The organism is Sodalis glossinidius str. 'morsitans' (assembly GCF_000010085.1).
GTDB lineage: Bacteria > Pseudomonadota > Gammaproteobacteria > Enterobacterales > Enterobacteriaceae > Sodalis > Sodalis glossinidius.
Map to the genome: position 1 here is coordinate 2,524,766 of NC_007712.1, position 21,044 is coordinate 2,545,809.

Annotated in this window: 22 protein-coding genes and 5 pseudogenes; 14 read left to right on the plus strand and 13 right to left on the minus strand. The window is 48.7% G+C overall.

Annotated features, from left to right (window positions below):
* Positions 1-213: 213 nt before the first annotated feature.
* Positions 214-2,535 carry a TonB-dependent receptor domain-containing protein gene (locus tag SGP1_RS13320; RefSeq protein ID WP_050747934.1) on the minus strand — a complete coding sequence of 774 codons (2,322 nt, stop codon included), beginning with the start codon at positions 2,533-2,535 and terminating at the stop codon, positions 214-216.
* Between the two features lie 522 nt (positions 2,536-3,057).
* Between SGP1_RS13320 and sapA the strand changes: the two genes are divergently transcribed.
* The 6 genes and pseudogenes from sapA (at position 3,058) to SGP1_RS36480 (ending at position 8,643) form a co-directional block, all read left to right on the plus strand.
* Positions 3,058-4,845 carry an ABC transporter substrate-binding protein SapA gene (sapA, locus tag SGP1_RS13325; RefSeq protein ID WP_011411326.1) on the plus strand — a complete coding sequence of 596 codons (1,788 nt, stop codon included), beginning with the start codon at positions 3,058-3,060 and terminating at the stop codon, positions 4,843-4,845.
* A complete protein-coding gene (gene sapB / locus SGP1_RS13330; protein ID WP_011411327.1) occupies positions 4,842-5,807 on the plus strand; it encodes a putrescine export ABC transporter permease SapB in 966 nt (321 codons plus the stop codon). Before sapA ends, sapB begins: the two co-directional genes overlap by 4 nt.
* Before the next feature lie 247 nt (positions 5,808-6,054).
* A pseudogene (locus SGP1_RS13335) lies at positions 6,055-6,967 on the plus strand (Rpn family recombination-promoting nuclease/putative transposase).
* A 171-nt stretch (positions 6,968-7,138) separates the two neighbouring features.
* Entirely contained in the window at positions 7,139-7,420 is a 282-nt protein-coding gene (locus SGP1_RS36470; RefSeq protein WP_083764785.1) for a DUF1796 family putative cysteine peptidase, read from the plus strand.
* 218 nt (positions 7,421-7,638) lie between these two features.
* The gene (locus SGP1_RS36475) at positions 7,639-7,950 is read left to right on the plus strand and encodes a hypothetical protein (protein ID WP_424141111.1); all 312 of its coding nucleotides are present in this window, start codon (positions 7,639-7,641) and stop codon (positions 7,948-7,950) included.
* A gap of 243 nt (positions 7,951-8,193) precedes the next feature.
* The gene (locus SGP1_RS36480; protein WP_158302391.1) at positions 8,194-8,643 is read left to right on the plus strand and encodes an acyltransferase family protein; all 450 of its coding nucleotides are present in this window, start codon (positions 8,194-8,196) and stop codon (positions 8,641-8,643) included.
* Positions 8,644-9,137: 494 nt separating this feature from the next.
* Here the strand turns inward: SGP1_RS36480 and SGP1_RS33585 are convergent, their stop codons facing one another.
* The 10 genes and pseudogenes from SGP1_RS33585 to SGP1_RS35695 form a co-directional block, all read right to left on the minus strand.
* Positions 9,138-9,224, minus strand: coding sequence for a tail fiber assembly protein (locus SGP1_RS33585; RefSeq protein WP_243466282.1), 87 nt, complete (start codon positions 9,222-9,224; stop codon positions 9,138-9,140).
* Positions 9,221-9,526: a tail fiber assembly protein gene (locus SGP1_RS13350; RefSeq protein ID WP_050747646.1), complete on the minus strand. Its 306-nt coding sequence runs from the start codon at positions 9,524-9,526 to the stop codon at positions 9,221-9,223. The genes SGP1_RS33585 and SGP1_RS13350 overlap by 4 nt, the downstream gene beginning before the upstream one ends.
* A gap of 63 nt (positions 9,527-9,589) precedes the next feature.
* The gene (locus SGP1_RS29790; RefSeq protein WP_041866998.1) at positions 9,590-9,784 is read right to left on the minus strand and encodes a hypothetical protein; all 195 of its coding nucleotides are present in this window, start codon (positions 9,782-9,784) and stop codon (positions 9,590-9,592) included.
* A gap of 180 nt (positions 9,785-9,964) precedes the next feature.
* Complete coding sequence (locus tag SGP1_RS13360; protein WP_011411328.1) at positions 9,965-10,480, minus strand: phage tail protein; 516 nt, start codon at positions 10,478-10,480, stop codon at positions 9,965-9,967.
* A gap of 6 nt (positions 10,481-10,486) precedes the next feature.
* The gene (locus SGP1_RS33590) at positions 10,487-11,224 is read right to left on the minus strand and encodes an anti-CBASS protein Acb1 family protein (protein WP_243466013.1); all 738 of its coding nucleotides are present in this window, start codon (positions 11,222-11,224) and stop codon (positions 10,487-10,489) included.
* Between the two features lie 225 nt (positions 11,225-11,449).
* Entirely contained in the window at positions 11,450-11,866 is a 417-nt protein-coding gene (locus SGP1_RS29800; protein ID WP_341532810.1) for a hypothetical protein, read from the minus strand.
* A 283-nt stretch (positions 11,867-12,149) separates the two neighbouring features.
* Complete coding sequence (locus SGP1_RS33595; RefSeq protein ID WP_041867000.1) at positions 12,150-12,371, minus strand: DnaB-like helicase N-terminal domain-containing protein; 222 nt, start codon at positions 12,369-12,371, stop codon at positions 12,150-12,152.
* Between the two features lie 350 nt (positions 12,372-12,721).
* Positions 12,722-13,113, minus strand: a pseudogene (locus SGP1_RS31980) (helix-turn-helix domain-containing protein); the annotation flags it as partial.
* 153 nt (positions 13,114-13,266) lie between these two features.
* On the minus strand, positions 13,267-13,416 hold the full coding sequence (locus tag SGP1_RS30805) for a hypothetical protein (RefSeq protein WP_158302392.1): 150 nt from the start codon (positions 13,414-13,416) through the stop codon (positions 13,267-13,269).
* A 118-nt stretch (positions 13,417-13,534) separates the two neighbouring features.
* Positions 13,535-13,810, minus strand: a complete 276-nt coding sequence (locus SGP1_RS35695; RefSeq protein ID WP_341532811.1) for a helix-turn-helix transcriptional regulator — start codon at positions 13,808-13,810, stop codon at positions 13,535-13,537.
* A gap of 1 nt (position 13,811) precedes the next feature.
* Between SGP1_RS35695 and SGP1_RS24240 the strand changes: the two genes are divergently transcribed.
* From SGP1_RS24240 to SGP1_RS13415, 6 genes and pseudogenes are all read left to right on the plus strand, one after another.
* On the plus strand, positions 13,812-14,270 hold the full coding sequence (locus SGP1_RS24240) for a helix-turn-helix domain-containing protein (protein WP_050747648.1): 459 nt from the start codon (positions 13,812-13,814) through the stop codon (positions 14,268-14,270).
* A 925-nt stretch (positions 14,271-15,195) separates the two neighbouring features.
* Positions 15,196-15,453, plus strand: a complete 258-nt coding sequence (locus SGP1_RS13390; protein WP_041867001.1) for a hypothetical protein — start codon at positions 15,196-15,198, stop codon at positions 15,451-15,453.
* 677 nt (positions 15,454-16,130) lie between these two features.
* Entirely contained in the window at positions 16,131-16,394 is a 264-nt protein-coding gene (locus SGP1_RS13400) for a hypothetical protein (protein ID WP_041867003.1), read from the plus strand.
* A complete protein-coding gene (locus SGP1_RS13405) occupies positions 16,381-16,584 on the plus strand; it encodes a hypothetical protein (RefSeq protein WP_148203504.1) in 204 nt (67 codons plus the stop codon). The genes SGP1_RS13400 and SGP1_RS13405 overlap by 14 nt, the downstream gene beginning before the upstream one ends.
* Before the next feature lie 20 nt (positions 16,585-16,604).
* Positions 16,605-16,907 carry a DUF4406 domain-containing protein gene (locus tag SGP1_RS13410; RefSeq protein ID WP_011411329.1) on the plus strand — a complete coding sequence of 101 codons (303 nt, stop codon included), beginning with the start codon at positions 16,605-16,607 and terminating at the stop codon, positions 16,905-16,907.
* Positions 16,891-17,150: pseudogene (locus tag SGP1_RS13415) on the plus strand (VRR-NUC domain-containing protein). The gene SGP1_RS13410 and the pseudogene SGP1_RS13415 overlap by 17 nt, the downstream one beginning before the upstream one ends.
* Before the next feature lie 39 nt (positions 17,151-17,189).
* Here SGP1_RS13415 and SGP1_RS27590 read toward each other — a convergent pair.
* Both SGP1_RS27590 and SGP1_RS33600 read right to left on the minus strand, forming a co-directional pair.
* Positions 17,190-18,083 (minus strand): annotated as a pseudogene (locus SGP1_RS27590) (IS5 family transposase).
* A gap of 92 nt (positions 18,084-18,175) precedes the next feature.
* A pseudogene (locus SGP1_RS33600) lies at positions 18,176-18,986 on the minus strand (tyrosine-type recombinase/integrase); the annotation flags it as partial.
* A gap of 173 nt (positions 18,987-19,159) precedes the next feature.
* Here SGP1_RS33600 and sapC point away from each other — a divergent pair.
* On the plus strand, positions 19,160-20,050 hold the full coding sequence (gene sapC / locus SGP1_RS13435) for a putrescine export ABC transporter permease SapC (RefSeq protein ID WP_011411330.1): 891 nt from the start codon (positions 19,160-19,162) through the stop codon (positions 20,048-20,050).
* The gene (gene sapD / locus SGP1_RS13440; RefSeq protein WP_011411331.1) at positions 20,050-21,042 is read left to right on the plus strand and encodes a putrescine export ABC transporter ATP-binding protein SapD; all 993 of its coding nucleotides are present in this window, start codon (positions 20,050-20,052) and stop codon (positions 21,040-21,042) included. The genes sapC and sapD overlap by 1 nt, the downstream gene beginning before the upstream one ends.
* Positions 21,043-21,044 lie beyond the last annotated feature (2 nt).

Below are 21,044 nucleotides of genomic sequence, written 5' to 3' on the forward strand. Positions count from 1 at the left end.
GCAGACTTCTAAGGCCTTCCGCCGTTGTTCCTGCATGCCGATAACGGCAGCGCAGATCGTAGTTTGCAGGCCATTCAGCTTTATCTGATGACAGAGGTTAACAACGTCTGATGGCGGCGGTTGACAACAGGGTAGCTTCGCTCGGCGGGGAGAGGACTTGCCCAGATGCGCCCGACTTGCGCCGGGCACAGTAAACCGCCTGCGCCCGCCATCTTAGAAGTCCACGTTAAGCCCTAACTGGAACGTCCGGCCCGACTGCGTTGCCAGCACCTGGTCGTTGAGGTCCTGATTGGTGCTGGTTTCGATATTGCGGCTGCTCAGATAATCCCAATATTTGCGATCGGTAATATTGTATAATCCGCCGCTCACTTTGACGTTTTTCGTAATACGGTAATAAGCCGTTAAATCCACCAGACCGTACCCCGGCACACGCATATATTCCGTCGTGGAATCGGTAATGGCACTGCCGGAATTAGTATAACTTTGGCGATTGGTCGCGCTGGCCCGTTTTCCTTTATTGAAGGTCGCCGTCAGCGCAGCGCCATACAGCTGGTCTGGATCGTCATAAGACACGCCGGCGACGACGCGCATCGGCGCCACGCCGCCCAAATCAACATATTTGTCGCCCAGATAACTCGACTTGGCCGCCCCCTCAGCCATGCCGAACGCCAGTCGGGCGCGCAGGCAATCCACCGCCGGATACCAGGTGCCGAAGTTGAAACGCGCGCTGACTTCACCGCCGTAGATATAGGCTTTATCGCGGTTTTCCGCCTGGTAAGCAATATAGATATTACTGGGGATATTGGTAAATTTCTCCGGATTGCTGGACAGGCTGTAACGCGTATAATCGATAAAATTCTTATAGGTGTTGTAGAACACCGCCGTGCTAAAGGTTATCCCTTTCACGGCTTCGCCTTTCAGACCCCATTCAAAGTTATTGCTGGTTTCCGTATCCAGACTGGTGTTACCAATCAAGGCATACTGCCTGCTGCCGGCATAGCTGGAGCTGAGGTTCCATGATCCGTACATCTGGCTGGCATTAGGGAATTGCGCGCCGCGTTTGTACTGAATATAGGTGGTCAATCGGGGCGTAAGGTCATACAGGAAACTCAGGGACGGCAAGACCTGCGTGTCACTGAACGAACCATAAAGCGTCTCCAGTTCATCCGTCGTGAGAGTGCTATTGGCCAGGTTAGACAGGTCTTTCGGCTTGGTGCGCTGATACGCTACGCGCACCCCCGGCACCACGGAGAAATCATGCCCCGCCAGGTCCCAGGTCATCGTATCCTGTAAGAACGCGCCGAGGTTCTCGCTGGTACTATTCGCTTCCGGCTGCATGATGTAGCTATAGGAGTTTTGATCGGGCTCCTGACTGAACGGGCGTTCGGTATCTGAGCGCCGGGCGTCAATACCCCAGCGGAAGTCATGTATGCCCCACTCTTTTTCCATATTGCTGGTGATACCAAAACTTTTGCTATCGTAATTGGAATGGGTGGTCACCTGGCTGGTGACGGTGGCGGACGGACCCTTGGTCCAATCGTGAGCTTTGGTGTTTTGGTAGAAAACTTTGGTGTCAATGGTGTCGACCCAGTCGACATCGGGATGCCATACATCGTTCAGGCTTGTGGTCCAACGCCGGGTCTGGCTGGTTTGCTGATTGGTGCCGATGACGGCGCTGCCGGCGGAGTTCCAGGCATCGTAATGGGTGTGGTTGGTTTTATGGTAATAATCGACCGTACCGGTAAGCAGATGATTATCATTCATCTGCCAGCTGCCCGAGGCCAAAAAGGCGTTTGAGTGCCAATTAGCCGGCGCCACGTCGACACTGTCGCTATTATTGCGGGTTTCCTGGCCGTCCCGGCGGCTAATAACAAGCAAACCACGCAGATACTCGTCGCCGCCGCCGGCCGTGATGCCGTTGTGCCAACCGCGATTTGCCGAATCATAATCACTCTGATAACCGAAATAGCTGGATTTTGTCGGGGAAAGGTAATCGTCCGCGCTTTTTGGCCGGAATGAAACTGCACCGCCAATAGCTTGGTTCGCGCGCGTGACGTCGGTGACGCCGGAATCAATGCCTACCGCGCCGTACATGTAGGGGTCGATATAATCTCGCCCCATGCCGAAGGTGCCAGAACCCGCCCGGCTAACATAGCTTCTTCCAGTGGCGTTGGGCAATTCCACGCCGTCTACGTCGATGGAGACACGGTTGGCCTCCAGGCCGCGAATGTTATACCCCGTGTAACCGCCGCGGTCGAAACCGCTTTTGCCGGTGCCGGTTCCCATGGCGGCGCCGGTGGCGCTGACCAACGGCTGATAACGCATTATCGTGCCGAAATCATTACCGCCCTCTTTTTGCAGGTCGCTGGCGCTCAGAGACGTTTTGGTGCCGGCCTCTTTTTTTATTTTGCTGGCGACCACCCGGATTTGATCTTCTTTACTGTTCGCCTCGCTGGATATCGTCAGCGGAGCGGTTACGGCGGATGCGGATGCCGCGGTATCGGCAGCCAACGCGCCTAAGGCCGTACCTCCCATGATGACTGTGAGCAAGATTTTATTCAGACGCGCTATCTGAATTCCCCTGTGATGCATAGTCATTAAGCAATCTCCTATTGACTGACATTTATTATTGTTAAAACTGATCTGACGGCGCGGGCAGGCCCTGCCGGTGACAGTACACAGATGAAATACACTCTCTTTTTTGCGGCTCCCTCACTGGTTCTTTAGCGATATTGGGGGTGCCCACATTTACTTGCGCAGGGAATGAACAATAACCACATTTGAATGATAAACATTCTCATTATTTTTTTTGAATGATACACATTATTATCTATTATAAGGAAGATCTTTTCGTAAAATTTACCCGTCAAGAGGAAATCGCCCGCCGGCACTGGTCAGCCGGAGGAGTTTGGGGCGGTAAATGACGTGTAGATTGTCTATCCCGGCAGGGAGAGTCCCCGGCCGGGCGGGAAACGTGCGGCTTTCTGCGCATCGGCATTGGGAGGTGGGCCAAAGTAAGGTAAACTCAATACATTACTGGCAGAAATAAAGTGGTTTATGTCGACACAATCAGATTACAGTTTGACGCGCGTCGCCGTCACGCTGTTGGCGGGCGTGCTGCTGACGGCCGGGACGCTCCGACAGGCCGCCGCCGATGAAACGACAGATAAAAGTGACATTGTCATTGAGAAGCGCATCATCGCGGCGCAACGGGGCGCGGACGAAGACGGCGCTATCGCCCCTGAACTGCCACCGGCGCACGGCAGTCCCGTAGTCACCGCTGCTCCGCCGCCGATCCGCCAGAGCGGCTTTGTCTATTGTGTCAGCGGTGTGGTCAACACGTTCAACCCGCAGATGGCGAGTAGCGGCATCACCATTGATACCCTCTCCGCGCAGCTTTACGATCGGCTGCTAGCGGTTGACCCCTACACCTACCGTCTCATCCCCGAGCTGGCGCAGTGTTGGGAAGTGTTGGATAACGGGGCGACCTATCGTTTTCATTTGCACAAGAATATCGCCTTCCAGCACACCGCCTGGTTTACACCAACCCGGACGTTAAACGCGGACGATGTGGTCTTCAGCTTTGCGCGTATGTTCGATACGCATCATCCCTGGCACGGCGTCAACGGCGGCGATTACCCCTATTTTGACAGTTTGCAGTTCCCACAAACGGTGCAAAGCGTCAAACGTATCGATAATGAAACGGTCGAATTCCGTTTGGAAAGCCCTGACGCCTCGTTTTTATGGCATCTGGCGACCCATTATGCGCCGGTCTTGTCGGCGGAATACGCCGACCAGCTGACGGCCAGCGGCCACCAGGAGCAATTGGACCGCCTGCCGGTGGGCACCGGCCCGTTTATGCTTAATGAATATCATACTGGACAGTTTATACGGCTTACCCGCCATCAACACTATTGGCGTGGCATGCCGCGTATGGCTCAGGTGGTAATTGATTTGAGCACCGGCGGGATCGGTCGCCTGTCGCGGCTACTGACCGGCGAGTGCGATGTCCTGGCCTATCCTGCTGCCAGCCAGTTGTCTATCCTGCGCGACGACCCCCGCCTGCGTCTGACGCTGCGTCCCGGGATGAATATCGCTTATTTGGCCTTTAATACCCGTAAGCCGCCGCTCAATGATGTCCGGCTCCGACACGCCATTGCGCTGGCGATCAATAATCCACGTTTAATGCAGTCCATCTATTACGGTACCGCTGAAACCGCGGCATCGCTGCTGCCGCGTGCGTCCTGGGCTTATGATAGCGAATCACGGGTAACGGAATACAATCCGGCGAAGGCGCGCGCTATCCTGCGCGCGCTGGGCAAGACCTCATTGCAGCTTAATTTGCTGGTGCCGACCGCCTCGCAATCCTATAATCCCAGCCCGTTGAAAACCGCTGAATTGATTCAGTCTGATTTGGCGCAGGTAGGCATCCGCTTGACGATTATTCCCGTAGAGGGACGCTTTCAAGAGGCGCGGCTGACGGCCGTGAATCACGATATGACCCTTTCGGGCTGGTCCACCGACAGTAACGACCCGGACAGTTTTTTCCGTCCGCTGTTGAGCTGCGCCGCCATCGCTTCGCAAACCAACTATGCACGCTGGTGCGATCCGGAGTTTGATGCGCTTCTGTATAAGGCGCTGTTTTCCCAGCAGCTCGCCAGTCGCATCGAGACATACCATAGTGCTCAGCAGATGCTGGCACAGGCGTTGCCTGTGCTGCCGCTGGCTTCGTCTTTGCGCCTGCAGGCCTATCGCTTCGGGATCCGCGGTTTGGTACTCAGTCCCTTCGGCAATGCGTCCTTCGCCGGCGTTTATCGCGATGAACGACAGGAACAGACGCCATGATAATTTTTACTCTGCGCCGGCTGGTATTACTGTTGGTGACGCTGTTCCTGTTATCCGTGGTGGGTTTTTGCCTTAACTATTATACCCCCGGGGCCCCGCTCGAGGGCGCGGCGCTCATCGATGCCTATCGCTATTATTTCTGGAGCCTGATCCATGGCAATTTCGGCGTCTCCAGCATTAACGGCCTGTCTATCGGTCTACAGCTCGGCGAAGTATTTCCAGCCACCATGGAGCTGTGCCTGCTAGCGTTTTTGCTGGCGCTCTTGGTCGGTATCCCCCTGGGTATTATCGCCGGCGTGACGCGCGGTAAATGGCAGGATATCAGCATCAGCATCTTCGCCCTGCTCGGCTTGTCGATGCCGGTTTTCTGGCTGGCGCTGCTGCTGACCCTCTATTTTTCCCTGCATCTGGGCTGGTTCCCCGTCGCCGGTCGCTTCGATCTGCTGTATCCCGTGCAGCACATCACCGGCTTCGCCCTGTTGGACGCCTGGCTGTCGGATTCCCCCTACCGTAATGAAATGTTACTGAGCGCGCTCAAACATATGGTGTTGCCGATCGCTGCGCTGGCGGTGGCACTGACTACCGAGGTAGTGCGGCTGATGCGCATCAGCACGGTTGAGGTGATCGGCCGCAATTATATCCGCGCCGCCGCGACCCGCGGGCTGTCGCGCTGGACCATTGTGCGCCGTCACTTGTTACATAACGCCCTGCCGCCGATTATTCCCAAACTGGGGCTGCAGTTTTCCACAATGCTGACTCTGGAGATGATTACGGAAGTGGTATTCAGCTGGCCTGGTCTGGGCCGCTGGCTTATCATAGCCATCCGCCAACAAGACTACGCCGCCATCTCCGCCGGAGTGATGGTCGTGGGAGCACTGGTGATTTCCGTCAATGTTCTGGCGGATGTGGTTGGCGCGCTGGCGAACCCTCTGCGCCATAAGGAGAGGTATGCCATCAGATAGGTTGTACTAAAATGCAAAAATAATCTTAAATATTAATATAATGTTATTTATTATTGTTGTTTTTTCATTTTAAGCACTCTTTAATGTACACAAGTGTATTTTTCATATTGACTAAAAACCGACCTGATTAACAAATTATATAATTAAATTGAAAATATTGTACCCTACAAGAAAGGTATCGATATTCTCTGTCTCCAGATAACCAGAAGCGACAAATACCGTACACAATACCAAGTTTAGTGTAAATATGTCTATATCCTCACTATCCCAACACGACGCTCTGTTCAAAAAGTTCCTCGGAGATATCGCCGTCGCTCGGGACTTTCTGGAAATACACCTCCCGCCTCATCTGCGTGAGCGCTGCGACTTCAGCACACTGGCTATGGCCCCCGGTAGCTTCATCGAGGACGACCTTAAGAGCCAATGCTCGAACATGCTATATTCAATGAAGACCACGACGGGCCATAATGGCTACGTCTCTGTCTGATTGAACACCAGAGCCGACCGGAAAAGCTGATGGCGTTCAGGCTATTGATGTATGCGGTTGCAGCCATGCAGCGCCATCTTGAGCAAGGAAACGACCAGTTGCCGGTCGTCATTCCGCTCCTGTTCTACAATGACACCACATCGCCTTATCCCTACAGCACCCAATGGCTCGATTGCTTTGCTGACCCTGAACTGGCAGAATCAGTCTACAGGCAAGCATTTCCGCTGGTTGATATCACCGCTATGCCGGATGATGAAATACTGTCTCATCGGCGGGTAGCGCTGCTAGAATTGGTATAGAAGCACATCCGGATGCGGGATATGTTAGAGCTAGCCGCTGACATCGCTCGTCTACTAAATCTATGGGCGATACCGAAAGAGCAGTTCCGTAGTCTGATGTACTACATTGCAGAACGGGGAAATACTTCAGATGAATCGGAATTTCTACAGCATATTGCCGCCAAAGCCACTGACTACCGGGAGGACATCATGACCATTGCAGAGCAGCTTGAAGCTAAGGGTATCCAGCTTGGCGAGCAGAAAGGCATAGAAAAAGGTGAAAAGCTTGCCTTGCTTAAGGTTGCGCAACATATGCTCGACAGCTGCCTAACTCGAACTGCGGTGAAGCAGTTTCCGGTCTCTCCGATCATGAGCTGGATGATTTGAATCGCTAATATTTTTCTACTCTTCTTGATTTCCCCCAGCGGCATAGCTAAGATTAAGGCTGGGTTGTTTTTTTAACCTAAAACCTGCAATATCCCATCAGCCAACCACACTTTCACAAAATATGAATATACTTGACAAACACAGAGTCATAGACTATGTAAAAAACCTTTTGAAATTCAATGCTGATAACAATACCTCAGAAAGCCTATTCACGCAGTTCTGAACAATCGCCTAAGATTTGCAATACTCCTGCATGTAATTCATCAGAACTTAAAGATGAAAAGATACAGCTCCAAAATAACCAGTTGCATATTAATTTTGGAAGTAAAAAAATAAATGGATTGCCTATTTCTCATGTCGTCTCGTTAGGTAGCCATTGCTTAGCAGCTAGTATATTAAAAAAGTATGGATTGAAAAAAGCATCATTTCCTTTTGACTGGTTTTTTCTAGTCCCGAAGTAATTATTGATTGTTTAAATGATGAATTTGAGTTATTTCTTGATAAACATCAACATAAGTCCGTTACGGGTAATAGAGTAAATGGTAGCAGTGAACCAGGTGCTACACATATTTATTTTCAGGAACATTATGGAACTAAAGAATTTTTTACGCATAGAGACACAACAATCGAGGAGAACTATAATTACTATTCACGTGCAGTCTCTAGATTTAAGGAATTATTGAAATCTGATGAAGGAAAATTATTTATTATAATAAGTCGTGGGAATCGTGATCTTATAAACAACTTTAATGCCTTGACGAAAACATTAGAACAAAAAACCAATAATTTTTTCTTGGTTGGTGTTCAATTATTGCATTCAAGAACGAAAAGTTTTCCCCTTTTCTTGGATGAGAAGAAAAAAACTGTAAATTCAGCTCTCTACAGTTTCTCTTCAACGTCAGTAGAAGAATTTAGAGATCATTATCCATCTATAACAGATGAAATTATAATATTATCCTTAATCTCAGATTTTGATATTAAATTAATTTAGCTTATTTTCTATTGGTATATATCATTAGTAGAGGTGAAATTGCAATATGAGTACTCTTTAAGGATGCCTAATAATAAATGAAACTTGATTCGATGAATAATAAATATGATAAGGTGGTTTTTGCAGATTAATTAAGGGTGTTAGCCTTCTTATGCGTAGTTATTGTGCATTGGATAGGTGTTTATGCCATTCACAAAGATGTTGTTTCTGATTTGACATTTTCACCACCATCAGAAATTAATATTGAATATATATAGAATCATCACTCCTGGTATACCCCAATTCAATTATGGACCTTTTGGCGTTGCAATTTTTTTCATCATAAGCGGTTTTGTTGTATCTTTTTCATTAAAATCTAAAGAAAGAGTACCTTTTATTAAGGAAAGATTAATGAGAATTTATCCAACGTATATCGCATCAGTGTTTATTATGATAATAGTTCTTTATTCAACATCAATTTTTTTCTGGTCGAACAAGCCAAGTCTAAAAATTAGTGAGATTATATTTAACGTTGCTTTAATTAATAACCTAGTTGGCATCAAGTCTATTGATGCTGTTAACTGGACATTAGCAATAGAGATAAAGCTTTATCTTTTATATGCTATATTCAGAAGTATAATCATAAAAAATGCTAGCCAGTTTATCTTAGGATTTGGACTGTGCTCTATTTTTTTCTTACTTAGTATCAGCTAATGAAAATCATTCAGCGATAACTGCTTTTATTTCTGATGTAATTTTCATAAACTACATAAACATAGGACTGTGCTTCTACCTTGCGTACTCAAATATAAAAGGCACTCCTGAAACTATTTTTCTGGGAGGCTTTTACATGGCTAGCTTTATTATTTCGCACTACATGATATATAGTCCCTCCCTTCATAAATTAATAAGCTTTAATTACACGTATGCAATAATATTGTTTTTTATTGCTTACATAAATAGAGATCATTTTAAAGATATAAAAATAATTTCTTACCTTGCAAAAATCAGCTTTCCATTCTACGCTCTACATTCAGTTATAGGATATATAACCCTACGCATACTTGAAAAAGAAGGTATCCGATACAGCTCTAGCTTAGTTATCACATTTTTAGTTATTATTATTCTTTCGCATCTTATAAATAAAATCATTGATTCAAAAAAAATAGCTCGCAAATTTTTTGTTTATTTTTAATGATTAATGGCAATCAGGGAACAGGCAGCCAATTAACATTAGGTGCCGTAGACATATCAACGAAAATAAGTAAATCAATATAATCAAGCCATAAGTTCAATTGAGAAATTTCAATATCCGTGAGTTTTTTCCAATAGCCAGTTTAACCTGCCATACAAGAATTTGCTGTCTTGCGTTATTTAGCAGTGATACCTTTTCTTGTTCGGCCAGTGCTACATATTCTTTATGCGGTAATGAAGGTGTATCTGGCCATTTAAAGCCTCCATTAACATATTTCCATCCAATACCCACGCCTTCAGGAGCAAACACTACTTTTCCTTTTTCTGAACGCCATTCAGACTTACCATCCCATACAACAAAATTGGTCACTACGGCATCTTCTATGACAGCATAGTTTTTCATCAAGAATATTCATCTATAACACAAATGCCATTTGCACCACTACCAGATGATGTACTGCTTGAACTAACACCAGCCCCCCAGAACCATGTGCTCTAGCAGATAAAGATTCACTAGTATTCGCGCCAGCTCCACCGCCTCTCCAGTAAGAAACGCCTCCAATAGTACTATTTCCTTGAGATCCTCCGCTTGTACCGTTACCACCATCAATTCCAAAACCACTGCCAGAACTGCTCCTCCCAAAATACGTTGTACCGCCATTGGCCTTCATTAAATAACCAAAGATTGAATCCCTACCCGGGTTACCCACCGCTCCAACATCTGTAACCGCCTTTCCTCCAGCGCCGATTGTCACGTAAGTACCATAGATGGGTTGATCAATGAAAGCAATTCTTGTCCCCCCTGCACCACCAGATCTTCCATAATTTTCGGATGAAGAATTTACCCCCCTGAGGCTCCACCTCCGGTCAATATTACCTTCACCTTTCTAGTTCCCGGTGTGGGAGTATAGGTACCGCTGCGGGTGAAGGACTGGATATTCAGCAGGCGGCCACCACTGAGATTATCGACTATCGCCTTCACGGCTTTTGGCATCGCAGCCAGCGTCTCACTTTCGCTGTCTGTGGCGCTGCTGAGTTGGGTAATGCCAGCAGTCTTCAGTGATGCGGCTGGCACGGTATTATTGACATTCTTAGAGAGCGCTTGAATTAACCCCGCCTGAAGTTTATCCAGGTCGCCGTCGTCAGCCACATCACTATTATTGGTATCGGCAATAAACTGCGCCACCACATGCGCAATCACCGATGCCTGCCGCCAGACCGTATTGAGCTCCTGCGAACGGGCGACACCCGCGCTAAAGCCATTACTGCGCGAGCGCAACGTCTGATAGTCTTCCGCCGACAAAACGTTAGCGCCGTCTGCCGTCGCAAACGGTAAAAATTCATTCTTGGCCATCATTATTCCTTACAGTTTTACCGACCAGCTGCCGGTATCAAATCCATCCACATAACCATTACGGATATCAAAACCAAAAATGCCGTTGTCGCCCTCTGAGCCACTGTAGGCATTGAGCTTCACCCCTTCTGGTTTGATATTGAGATACCCCTGACGTATTACCGCCTTGATGACTTCAGGCACCACCCCGCCGGTCAGATAGACGTCCATCGACATATCCTGATTGTCGGTAAAGAAGATATTCACCGTTCTATCCGGTATCACCCCTTGATAAATAGCCGCCAACATCTCACAGGTACCGTCCCAGTGATTGGCTCGAATTTTGGCCCGCAGTATGGCGCGGTAGGTCTCATCATCCAGCTCGGTAAAACCGCTGTCGGCATCAAAGCGCCTTTTCCAGCTGCCCTGGTCGAATCCCACCCGGTCAGTATCGAGGGCAAAATACACCCCGGTAATCGGTGTTTTCACATAACGCGACAGCCCTATCATTTTCCAACCGGGAATGCCCTGGGCAGTACCGACCACCTCGTAAAACCTGGGCTTGCCCAAATCAGGCCCGAGATCGGTAATTATTTCGGTACTCGTTAGGTTCAGCATCCAACGGTCAAGGGGAAGTACACCTTTGAACGCATCCCGCCCAATGGTTTCCATGCGTAACGGCTGGCTCATATCCTGTCCGTCAATCAGAATGACACTGATTGCTCCGCCATAGAGCCGCGACCACTTGAGGGTATCGCTGAGCGACAACGATACCCAGCGCCCTTCCAGTAGGCCTCTTGCCTGAGGCGCGACCTGCGAGGTGATGCTGACACCTTTTTTTCGTCATATCGTCGGCAATGGTGTCCACTGCTGCGCCAATCAGCCAAGAAGAGCGATAGGTAAATTCTACCAACGTCCGGTTGCGTGAGGTGAAACTGGGAAAATACGTGCCGTCACTGCTGAGATTGGGGGCTCTTATCCCCAGGCGCGCCGTTAAGTTTTCGTAACCATCCACGGTGTGTTGCCTGATGGCGTGATTTTTCGCCTGATGGCGGGCATGGCGTTTTCGTGACATTTAAGCCTTTCTCCCCAGCAATGCCCATGTATCCAAGGCGCGATCTGAATGAGGGCATCCGCCATATTCGGTGAGGGAATGCCTCTTTTTTTCATATCTTTTTTACTCTCGACCTTGACGCGTCCGTTATTGTCGTAATCCACCCGAGGCCGGGATAATTCCGCCTTCAGGTATTCCAGTTTTTTGATGTTTGTCGTTGACAGGCTGATGAGTTCATCTGTTGGGTAGAGCAATGCCGCTTTGGGATCCTGTTTTCTGGCCTCAATGCAGTGCCATGTTTTATAGAATCGCTCTCGTACCGCCCACCACGCCTGTGCCTTAATGTTGGCGAACATATCTTTATTTGTTTTTCCCGGCATATACAGTGCATCAGGATCTTTGACCGCTTCACCGGTGTTAAACCCTTTAACGTTGATGGCGGCTATCCGCTTCAGGTGTGCCTTGACGCCAGCGCCTACACCGATAGAGTCGTAGATAATGCAGGTGATGCCACCGCGTAGCGATTAACCCGATTGGAGGAAACAATCACATCGCCTCGATGCCATTCATCAAGATCTCGCAGTACCCGCGCATACCCCTTGAGATTCGCTGCGCTCGGACACTTTTTCGCCGTTTCCATCACCGCGCCAAAGTTGCCGCTCCCATCGCCTCACCCACCATCAGCCCGTCAATCAAGCCACGGGTTTTCGCCTGCCGCCGAATTTCGCGGAACGTCTCACGGTACAGGCTGGCGGTGAAAGCGTCGTCATCCAGCGTAGCGAGGACATCCGCCGCATCAAGCGTGTAACCGCCTAGCAGCAGGCCACCGATGACGCTGGCTTCGATTTCCTGGTCTGTCACAGCGTGCCCTCCTGGACTTTGGTCAAGGTGTCAGCACGAAGCAGGTAGTCAAGATTGGCCGTCCAGCCCCGGTCATTGTCCCCGAAGTAAAACGGCGGCGCGTGGGTCACAAACGCCTCCACGTAGGCCCGGAACCCCTGAAGGTCTTTTCGTGCCAGCTGACCCATGAGTCGTTTGATACCCTTGCGCCGCTTGTCGTTAAGCTCTACAGCGTGGGGGAGTCTGTCGGCTACCGTGTCGTTGTAGATTGCCAGTGCTACCTGATAGTCCTGCGTCGAATGCTGTTCAGGTTTGGTGGGTTGGTTTTCTCCTGACGGTTCCGGGGGATGCCCCCGGTAGGGGGAAGGGGTTTTAGGTTCTATGACTGGTTCAAAAGAGTGACTGATTATGGGGGCAGCTCCTGCCCTACCCCCTCGGGCAGTTCCTGACCTAGGTCATCTCCTGCCCCACTATTTTCAGGGAGTTGCTTAACTAAATTGTCGAGCGTGAGGTAAAACAGATTGGATTGATTCAGCTCACCGTTCTTGCGAAATGACCTGCGCAGCATTCCCATTTGTTCGAGTGCCCTGATATGGCTTTTGACCGTTGATCTGCCGATTTCACATTGGTCGGCGATATGCTGATACGAAGGCCAGCACTCCCCTTTATCATTCGCATTATCAGCCAGCTTAAGGAGAACCAGCTTGCGTATCGGGTTACCGACTTTGATATTCATGGCCTTAGCCATCAATGACATGCTCATTTTTCTGACTTCTCCTTCAACTTGCGAAACTCTTCTCCAGACGCTTACCGATGCGACGGGCGATGTCCTCTAAGCCGCCGGGATAAACCGGCGGGCAGTGATGTTTTTGCTTGCATTTTTCATGTAGTGGCTTCATGATTCCTCCGCTATATCTCACGCCTCTAGCATCTCCGTGCCGGGGGCGTTCTTTTCTGTCCCCACCAGATGAATCCGTGCTAACTCCATCGCTGAACGAAGCAGATAGCGGTATTCATCCAGCGGCAGCTTCTTCTCACCCTCGAAGACGAAATCCTGTACAGCCACTGGCGGCTAAGATATCCATCGTATCTGTGAGCCTCTCAGAGCGGCGCAGGTGAGTGGGTACTGTGGGATTATGGCAGCCCTTCTTCAGGGCGGAATGTTAGAGAGCCGATGCTGCTGGTTAAGCAATCTTATTTACAGACGGAAAAAGATCATCTAACCCTATTGATATACATTTTGAATTAAGTGCCTGAACTATCTTATGAGCTAACTTGATATCTATGTTTCGTCTACCGTGTTCATAGTGGCAAATGGCTCCAGGGGTACATCCCATCATTTTTGCGAGTTCTGTCTGAGTTAAGTGAACTCGGTTCCTGAATTGCCGTAATTTGTTCATGTATACCTCCAAGCAGCAAGTATACATAACGTAATCAATGTACGCAACAGGATCATCCATTATGTGGATTTATTGGTTTTTATACGAAGCGTATAATAAAGAGATGAAAAGAGCTAAATGGCATGAAGTCGCTAAGGCCCGAATGAAGGCTTTACGCATAACACAAGATGAGTTAGCGGAACGCTTGGGTGTCACAAAGGGCGGAATTAGTCACTGGCTAAATGGACGGCGTGAGCCTCGAATAGAGGATTTTTGCAAGATAATGGTGATCTTGGGTTTGAACAAACTCATTCTTAATAATGATGGTTCATTATTGGTAGATAATGATCTTGAAGCCATATCTCCTACAACACCCTCTATACCCACCTTGACTGAAGAAGAACTAGAACTTCTCAAGCTGTTTGATGACTTACCTGAAGTCGAAGCTAAGCGTTTTCTTGCAGAGATGAAGATCAAAAAGACACAATATGATGCTCTTTTTGAAGAGATGTACAAAAAAAGAAAACAAAAAGTATTATAATATCAATTGTATAGTGGTTAGTGCGATACTCCCTTCTAATTTTCATATCCTTTTCCCCCTAATTCATAGATCAGAAATAAATTATCAAAAAAATCAGTAGGATAAATTTCAACCCCAAAATGTATACATAATGTAATTTAAGTTTAAAAACCATTATGTATACTCAGTCCTATAACCCCACCAGATAGCCGCAGGCCAGTTGGTGGGACTGCAACCAGCAACGGCAATACCCCGGCAGGCAAGACCTCGAGTTACCCGCCGATTGCCTGAGCTTAAGTAGCCAGCCTGAGGCGTATGAACATGACGGCGGTTGAATCAGATTCATGCTCTTAAAAATTCTGCCCTGAAAAAGGGCAACTATCTCAAGGCAATGAGCTTTGGGGTGTGGTCAATATGCAGGCTGATGCACGCTACTCGCGATAGTGGAAAGACGTCCCGCGGGTCATCATAACCAAGCCAAAGATCAGCACAGGCCACCACACCACCCAAGTTTATTGACGGAGGTGTCTATGCATTATGATTCTCAGTCACGTCGCTGAGAAAGACGCGCAGCCAAACAGGCTGAATGGAAGGCAGCAAATCCACTCTAAGTTGGAATAAGGGCAAAACCACTGAAACGCCCTGTCTTATATCTTAAGCAAAAAGTTAGCAGGGTAAATAAATCGATATCCCCTATCACCCTAACGGATTTATTTCAGTACCAAGAGTAAATCACCCTTTCCGCCCAGAAGCATATGAAAGCCAGATATCCACATCGCGGTGCGTTCGTGGAATTTCAGGAGGAGTCTTGCTGCTTGGAGAATATGGCTTTATTTCAGGCGGGATATCAGAGATGTGAAAATGTTACCGCTCGGTAACAACAAGCAACACCTGATAAAGCAGACAATTAATTCAGGTAAACTCTCTTTGTTAGTATGAGGAATATATGAAAAAGCATACACAGTTATCAGAAAATTATAATATAGTTACACTTAACACTTTAAGCACTATCTTAATTTCTAAATTTAATATTCATGGAGCAATTGATAAAGAAAAAGCGAAATTACTAGCTAATAATGTTAAGAAATCATTTGTAGCTCTTGAAAACAAAGAGCTACAAATAACAGGAGAAAATAATTCTACCGAACAAAAAATAAACAGATCTTACATTAAGAAAGCCACAATAACTGATACTACTCTTTAATTACATGATTTAGTGTTTCTATGCGGCTTATTAGCGATCTTGTCGTATTAGCTATAATCTCATCCTTTTTTACTGAAGGGAAAGCTGTCGAAACTGAATGAAGCGTAATAGCTTGAGGAAATCAATAGACTCAGTCTGTAAGCTCATAGCGTCGTCAACATTACCACGGAGACCACCATGTAAAAGCTCATTGACGAATTCGACCACCTGATAGCACCGGGGACGATTGTTACTAACTAAAATCATCCTGTCTGACGCAACCTATGACGACTGGGGCTATACGCTGCAAGAGAATGATAAAGCTGATTTATTCATCGTCATTATCCAAGTTAAATACGGTTTTTTATGAAACATTGGCGAATTCTCCGACCGAGAGGACGCTATCGCTTATGCCGCGAGGATGGTTGAGAAATATCAGGCACCACTTACGGACAATACCCGGAAGTTATTAAACGATTAGGAGCATCAAATAGATTTATGGCAGATGATGTCGATTTAGCCAGCCAATACAAAGAAGCTTTCCGTCAACACCAGATTGCCCATTATCGAGAAGAGGAATTACCCTTCACAGGCCGTTGCTATTATTTCGAATCCCCAACCAAGGATAGTTTCTGCTGCAAAGAATGCGGGAAATATTGGGAGAAGCGGAAATATTTTGATAGTCAACGGAGGATTAAATGATGAACGAATTTTATTATGAAGAACTTCTTTGCTCACTTTTTTGTATTAACGACGAGCAACGAGAGGATGCCGATTTTGATATTAAAGATATATGCTTCGATAAATTCGATATTAGTTTTGGTGACTTTGTACACGTAGCTTTACAACTGTTACCGCTGACGCCTATCGTGAAATCACCGCTGTCGAAAACCTGCTACCACGCTTTTATCCATAATGGTACCGCTTTTGTAAAGATGAAGGTGGGTCATGATGAAAATTGAAAAACCACCCATGACCGTCGTGCCATTCGCCAACGCTAACTGCAACGCGTGGGACTTCGGCAACGGCAACGCGTGGGACTTCGGCAACGGCAACGTTGTATATGACTTCCTGACCGCTGACCGTATGGCAAAAGCGCAGGGCAAAATCCTCGCCCAGCATCGGCATAGACGCTTTAGCGAAAGCCATTAATGACAGAAAGGAAGAACCGAATGATAACCTATATCGCTGGGCCGATGTCCGGAATACCCAACTACAACCGTTTGGCGTTCTACCAAGCCGCCCGTGAACTGAAACAAGGCGGCGACACAGTGCTAAACCCTGCAACCCTGCCCGATGGCCTGTTCGAGGCCGATTACATGCGCATCGTCCTGGCCATGCTGCAATGCGCGCAGGGTATTTTCATGCTGGAGGACTGGCAGGACAGCGAAGGCGCCCTTGCCGAATTCCATTTGGCCAGGAAGCTGCGATTATATATACGGTTTCAGGGTTATGAAAATGTATTACTTGCGTGAGAAAACCATTGAGCAGCAGCTTATCCGTGCGGTAAAAGCCGCCGGCGACATCGCCTACAAATTTGTATCGCCGGGCAGGCTGGGCGTACCTGACCGTCTAAGGTAGTACTTTCCGGTGGCCAGGTGATATTTGTGGAATGCAAAGCGCCGGGGCAGAAAGCACGCCCCTCCCAGCGGCGCGAACACGACCGGCTCAAGGCGCTGGGGTGCGAAGTGGTTACTCTAGATGGCTTTGTTGAATAAATCAGAACTTGTGACTACGCCCCCCTAGCAGATCGATTGTTATGCGATCCTGATGCTGTTCGGCATTCCTAACAGCGTCATTTTGTTAAGCGCTTTGACCATCGCCATTGCCTCATCTACCTGCGCACATCATAGTCACGCAGACTTAGATGATCGCCCATAAGCGTTTTGAACCGGAATATAGCTGTTTCAGCCACTGAGCGTCGATGATAGCCCACTTGCTTTTTCCATACATCGTTACTGCCGCTTAGACGCTGATTCGCAACGGCGTAGTTACGCTTATGGTATCGGTCTGGCCAATATTGCGCCCCACCTCGTGGAGGAATAAGAGGCCTTATTTTCTTCCTCAGCAGAGCATCATGACAGTAGCGGGTATCGTAAGCGCCATCAGCCGACGCTTCCTTGATTTTCCGCTGGGTCTGGTTTATCAGAGCGGGTAGGGCCTGAGCATCCGTCGTACCGCTGAGCGATAAGTCAGCACAGATAATCTCATGCGTTACACTGTCTGCGGCCATATGCAGCTTATGCCACACCCTCCGTCTGTCGGCACCATGCTGTCGGACTTTCCATTCGGTTCCGTCAATGACTAGAGGTGAGATTTCACCACGGGTCGGCGTTTTTATGCTGATCTTAACTGTCTTTGCTCGCTTGCTGATCAGCGAGTAGTGGGTATCTTAGCGGCAGCACCATCAGTTTAAAAATGGCGTCAACGAAGCCCTGTAAAGCGCTTAACGAAAGGCCAAACACGCGTTTCATCATCAGAACAGTGGTGATAGCCATATCTGCGTAGTGAAGCGGCCGGCCACGCCGTTCAGGCGTTGTTTTTTCCGTCCATAATTGCCGACTCATCCAGCCATATCGTCAGAGCCCCGGCTGCTTGAGAGCTTTGTTATAAGTGGACCAGTTAGTTATTTTAAACTTTTGCTTTGCCATGGAGTGCAGATGTTGAAATGACGGTAGTGATCTGAGCAGACGATCACCTAAAAGTTATATTTATTCAACAAAGCCCCTTTTTGATGCTCTTTTAACAGAGAAATAGCAGCCTCAGGAAGTGCACAGCGTACGGTCCTGCCGGTTTTATATTCACTGGCAGGCACTGTCCATGTTTTTGATTTATAATCGAACTAATCCCATTTTGATGTGCGTATCTCCGTGCTACGGCAACCTGTAATTACCAGAAAGAGCACTACAAACTGTTTCTTGACTGGCATGCCGTCAAGAGCATCCCAAACCACTCTAATTTCATCATCAGATAACATCCGGTCTCTCATGGCTGCGGTCATTTCTACATCTGACCTGCACAACGATTCGATAGGATTTATGTCTATTACCCCACGGTTGGAACAAAACCGAAAAGCATGCTGCATAAGTTCAAGCACTTCACCAGTGACTACTCTCCTGCCCATGCCATCAAACAAGCTGAGCCAGTGCGCTTTCGCTGTCTGGTTGACGATCATCTTACCCAATATTGGCATAACATGATTTTCAAAATTTCGCCTGTTTTGCCGCATCTTAATGATGCCCTCGAGTTTACAATAAATAAGTTTCCCAGTATTTAAACGCTTCCTCAACCGTCATGGCATTAATTTGAGGATCATAACCTTGGGTTATTCAAGCACGAAATTGTTGCCTATGCTCCCTTGCATGAGACAGTGTTATAGAAGGATAATCGCCTATACTGAGCTGAACAGGCTTGTTCTCCCAACGGTATCTGTAGAAAAAAGTAACACCACCCGTTAATGATAGCCTTACATTAAGTTCATGCGAATCAGAGATGACTTCAACCTTATTGCGATGCTTTCCGAGTGCTTTTCTGAGTTTTGTATCTATTAGCAATGTGTACACTCCCTTTCCGTATACGCAAGAGTGTATACAAAATTCATAAATAAACGCTATTCAAACTAAATCATGATAAATCGTAATAAAGCACAAAAACCAATCAAGTGATTGATATTAAATAAGAGTTTAAAACATGTTTAAACAAAATCAACAAACTTAACGCAATTTAGATGCCCTCAGATAATGTTTACCGCGAGAAGCGCATGCCCGGGCCGCTGGCGCAGCTATGGCGACGCTTTTACCACGACGCCATGTCGATGCTGGGCCTGTACGGCTTTGCCCTGCTGATCCTGCTTTGCCTGTTCGGCTCGCTGTTTGCGCCCTATCATCTGGACCAGCAATTTCTGGGCTATCAACTGTTGCCGCCGTCCTGGTCGCGCTACGGCGACGTGTCCTTTTTTCTCGGTACCGATGATCTGGGCCGCGATGTGCTGAGCCGGTTGCTGGCCGGCACCGCCCCCACCTTTGGATCGGCGCTGGTGGTGACCCTGGCGGCGGCGCTGGTCGGTCTGGCGCTCGGCGTGCTAGCCGGCGTCACCCGTGGTTTGCGCTCGGCGGCGCTCAATCACGTGCTGGACACCGTGCTGTCCATCCCCTCGCTGCTGCTGGCCATTGTGGTGGTGGCGTTCCTCGGCCCCCGTCTGGAACATGCCATGCTGGCGGTTTGGCTAGCGTTGCTGCCACGCATTGCGCACACCGTCTATACTTTGGTGCATAGCGAACTGGAAAAGGACTATATTTTGGCGGTGCGGATGGATGGCGCATCGATGCAGCATATTATGCGTTATGCGGTGCTGCCAAACATCTCCAGTCAATTGGTTTCAGAGTTCACCCGTGCACTATCGATGGCGGTGCTGGATATTGCCGCGCTGGGGTTCTTCAACTTGGGCGCGCAGATGCCGTCGCCGGAATGGGGGGCAATGATGGACGACCAGCTGGAGTTGGTGTATCTCGCGCCCTGGGCGGTCATGCTGCCGGGTTGCGCTATTATGCTAAGCGTGCTGATCGTCAATATCTTCGGTGAAGGCGTACGCCGCGCCATGGTTGCGGAGGTGGAGTAATGCCGTTACTGGATATTCGCAATCTCACCATCGAGTTTATGACCCCTGAAGGGCCGGTGAAAGCGGTGGATCACGTGAGCATTACCTTAAGCGAAGGGGAAGTCCGCGGGCTGGTCGGAGAATCCGGCTCCGGTAAGAGCCTTATCTCCAAAGCGATCTGCGGCGTGACACGCGATAACTGGCGGGTTACCGCCGATCGCTTCCGTTTCGACGATATCGACCTACTTGCCTTAACCCCGCGCCAACGGCGCAAGGTGGTGGGCCACAATGTGTCGATGATTTTCCAGGAGCCGCAATCCTGTCTGGATCCGTCGGAACGCATCGGCCGGCAGATAATCCAGGCGATCCCCGGCTGGACCTATAAGGGCCAATGGTGGCAGCGATTCGGCTGGCGCCAGCGGCGTGCCATTGAACTGTTGCACCGCGTTGGCTTCAAAGCCCATAAAGCGATTATGCACGCCTATCCCTACGAGCTGACCGAGGGGGAGTGTCAAAAGGTCATGATCGCCATCGCGCTGGCCAACCAGCCGCGGTTGCTGATTGCCGACGAACCTACCAACGCCATGGAGCCGACCACGCAGGCACAGATTTTCCGCCTGCTGGCGCGCCTGAATCAAAATAACAGTACCACTATTTTGTTGATAAGCCATGACCTGCAAATGATGAGCAAATGGTGTAACCGCATCAACGTGCTCTACTGTGGGCAAACGGTGGAGAGCGCCCAGAGCGAGGATTTGATCGCCACGCCGCACCACCCCTATACCCAGGCGTTGATCCGGGCGATTCCCGACTTCGGCCGTTCCATGCCCCCCAAAAGCCGGCTGAATACCCTGCCCGGCGGTATTCCGTCGCTTGAGCATCTGCCTATTGGCTGTCGCCTCGGCCCGCGCTGTCCCTATGCGCAAAAAACCTGCATTCAGGCGCCGCTGCTGCTGCCGGTTAAAAATCACTTTTTCGCCTGCCATTATCCGCTCAATCTGGAGGAGCAATAAGT

Coding starts and splice junctions, on each gene's coding strand:
- SGP1_RS13320 (WP_050747934.1), bottom strand. CDS start 2,535: ATGGGAGGTACGGCCTTAGGCGCGTTGGCTGCCGATACCGCGGCATCC.
- sapA (WP_011411326.1), top strand. CDS start 3,058: ATGTCGACACAATCAGATTACAGTTTGACGCGCGTCGCCGTCACGCTG.
- sapB (WP_011411327.1), top strand. CDS start 4,842: ATGATAATTTTTACTCTGCGCCGGCTGGTATTACTGTTGGTGACGCTG.
- SGP1_RS36470 (WP_083764785.1), top strand. CDS start 7,139: ATGCTGATAACAATACCTCAGAAAGCCTATTCACGCAGTTCTGAACAA.
- SGP1_RS13350 (WP_050747646.1), bottom strand. CDS start 9,526: ATGAAAAACTATGCTGTCATAGAAGATGCCGTAGTGACCAATTTTGTT.
- SGP1_RS29790 (WP_041866998.1), bottom strand. CDS start 9,784: ATGGCGGTACAACGTATTTTGGGAGGAGCAGTTCTGGCAGTGGTTTTG.
- SGP1_RS13360 (WP_011411328.1), bottom strand. CDS start 10,480: ATGATGGCCAAGAATGAATTTTTACCGTTTGCGACGGCAGACGGCGCT.
- SGP1_RS29800 (WP_341532810.1), bottom strand. CDS start 11,866: ATGTTCGCCAACATTAAGGCACAGGCGTGGTGGGCGGTACGAGAGCGA.
- SGP1_RS35695 (WP_341532811.1), bottom strand. CDS start 13,810: ATGGATGATCCTGTTGCGTACATTGATTACGTTATGTATACTTGCTGC.
- SGP1_RS24240 (WP_050747648.1), top strand. CDS start 13,812: ATGTGGATTTATTGGTTTTTATACGAAGCGTATAATAAAGAGATGAAA.
- SGP1_RS13390 (WP_041867001.1), top strand. CDS start 15,196: ATGAAAAAGCATACACAGTTATCAGAAAATTATAATATAGTTACACTT.
- SGP1_RS13400 (WP_041867003.1), top strand. CDS start 16,131: ATGATGAACGAATTTTATTATGAAGAACTTCTTTGCTCACTTTTTTGT.
- SGP1_RS13405 (WP_148203504.1), top strand. CDS start 16,381: ATGATGAAAATTGAAAAACCACCCATGACCGTCGTGCCATTCGCCAAC.
- SGP1_RS13410 (WP_011411329.1), top strand. CDS start 16,605: ATGATAACCTATATCGCTGGGCCGATGTCCGGAATACCCAACTACAAC.
- sapC (WP_011411330.1), top strand. CDS start 19,160: ATGCCCTCAGATAATGTTTACCGCGAGAAGCGCATGCCCGGGCCGCTG.
- sapD (WP_011411331.1), top strand. CDS start 20,050: ATGCCGTTACTGGATATTCGCAATCTCACCATCGAGTTTATGACCCCT.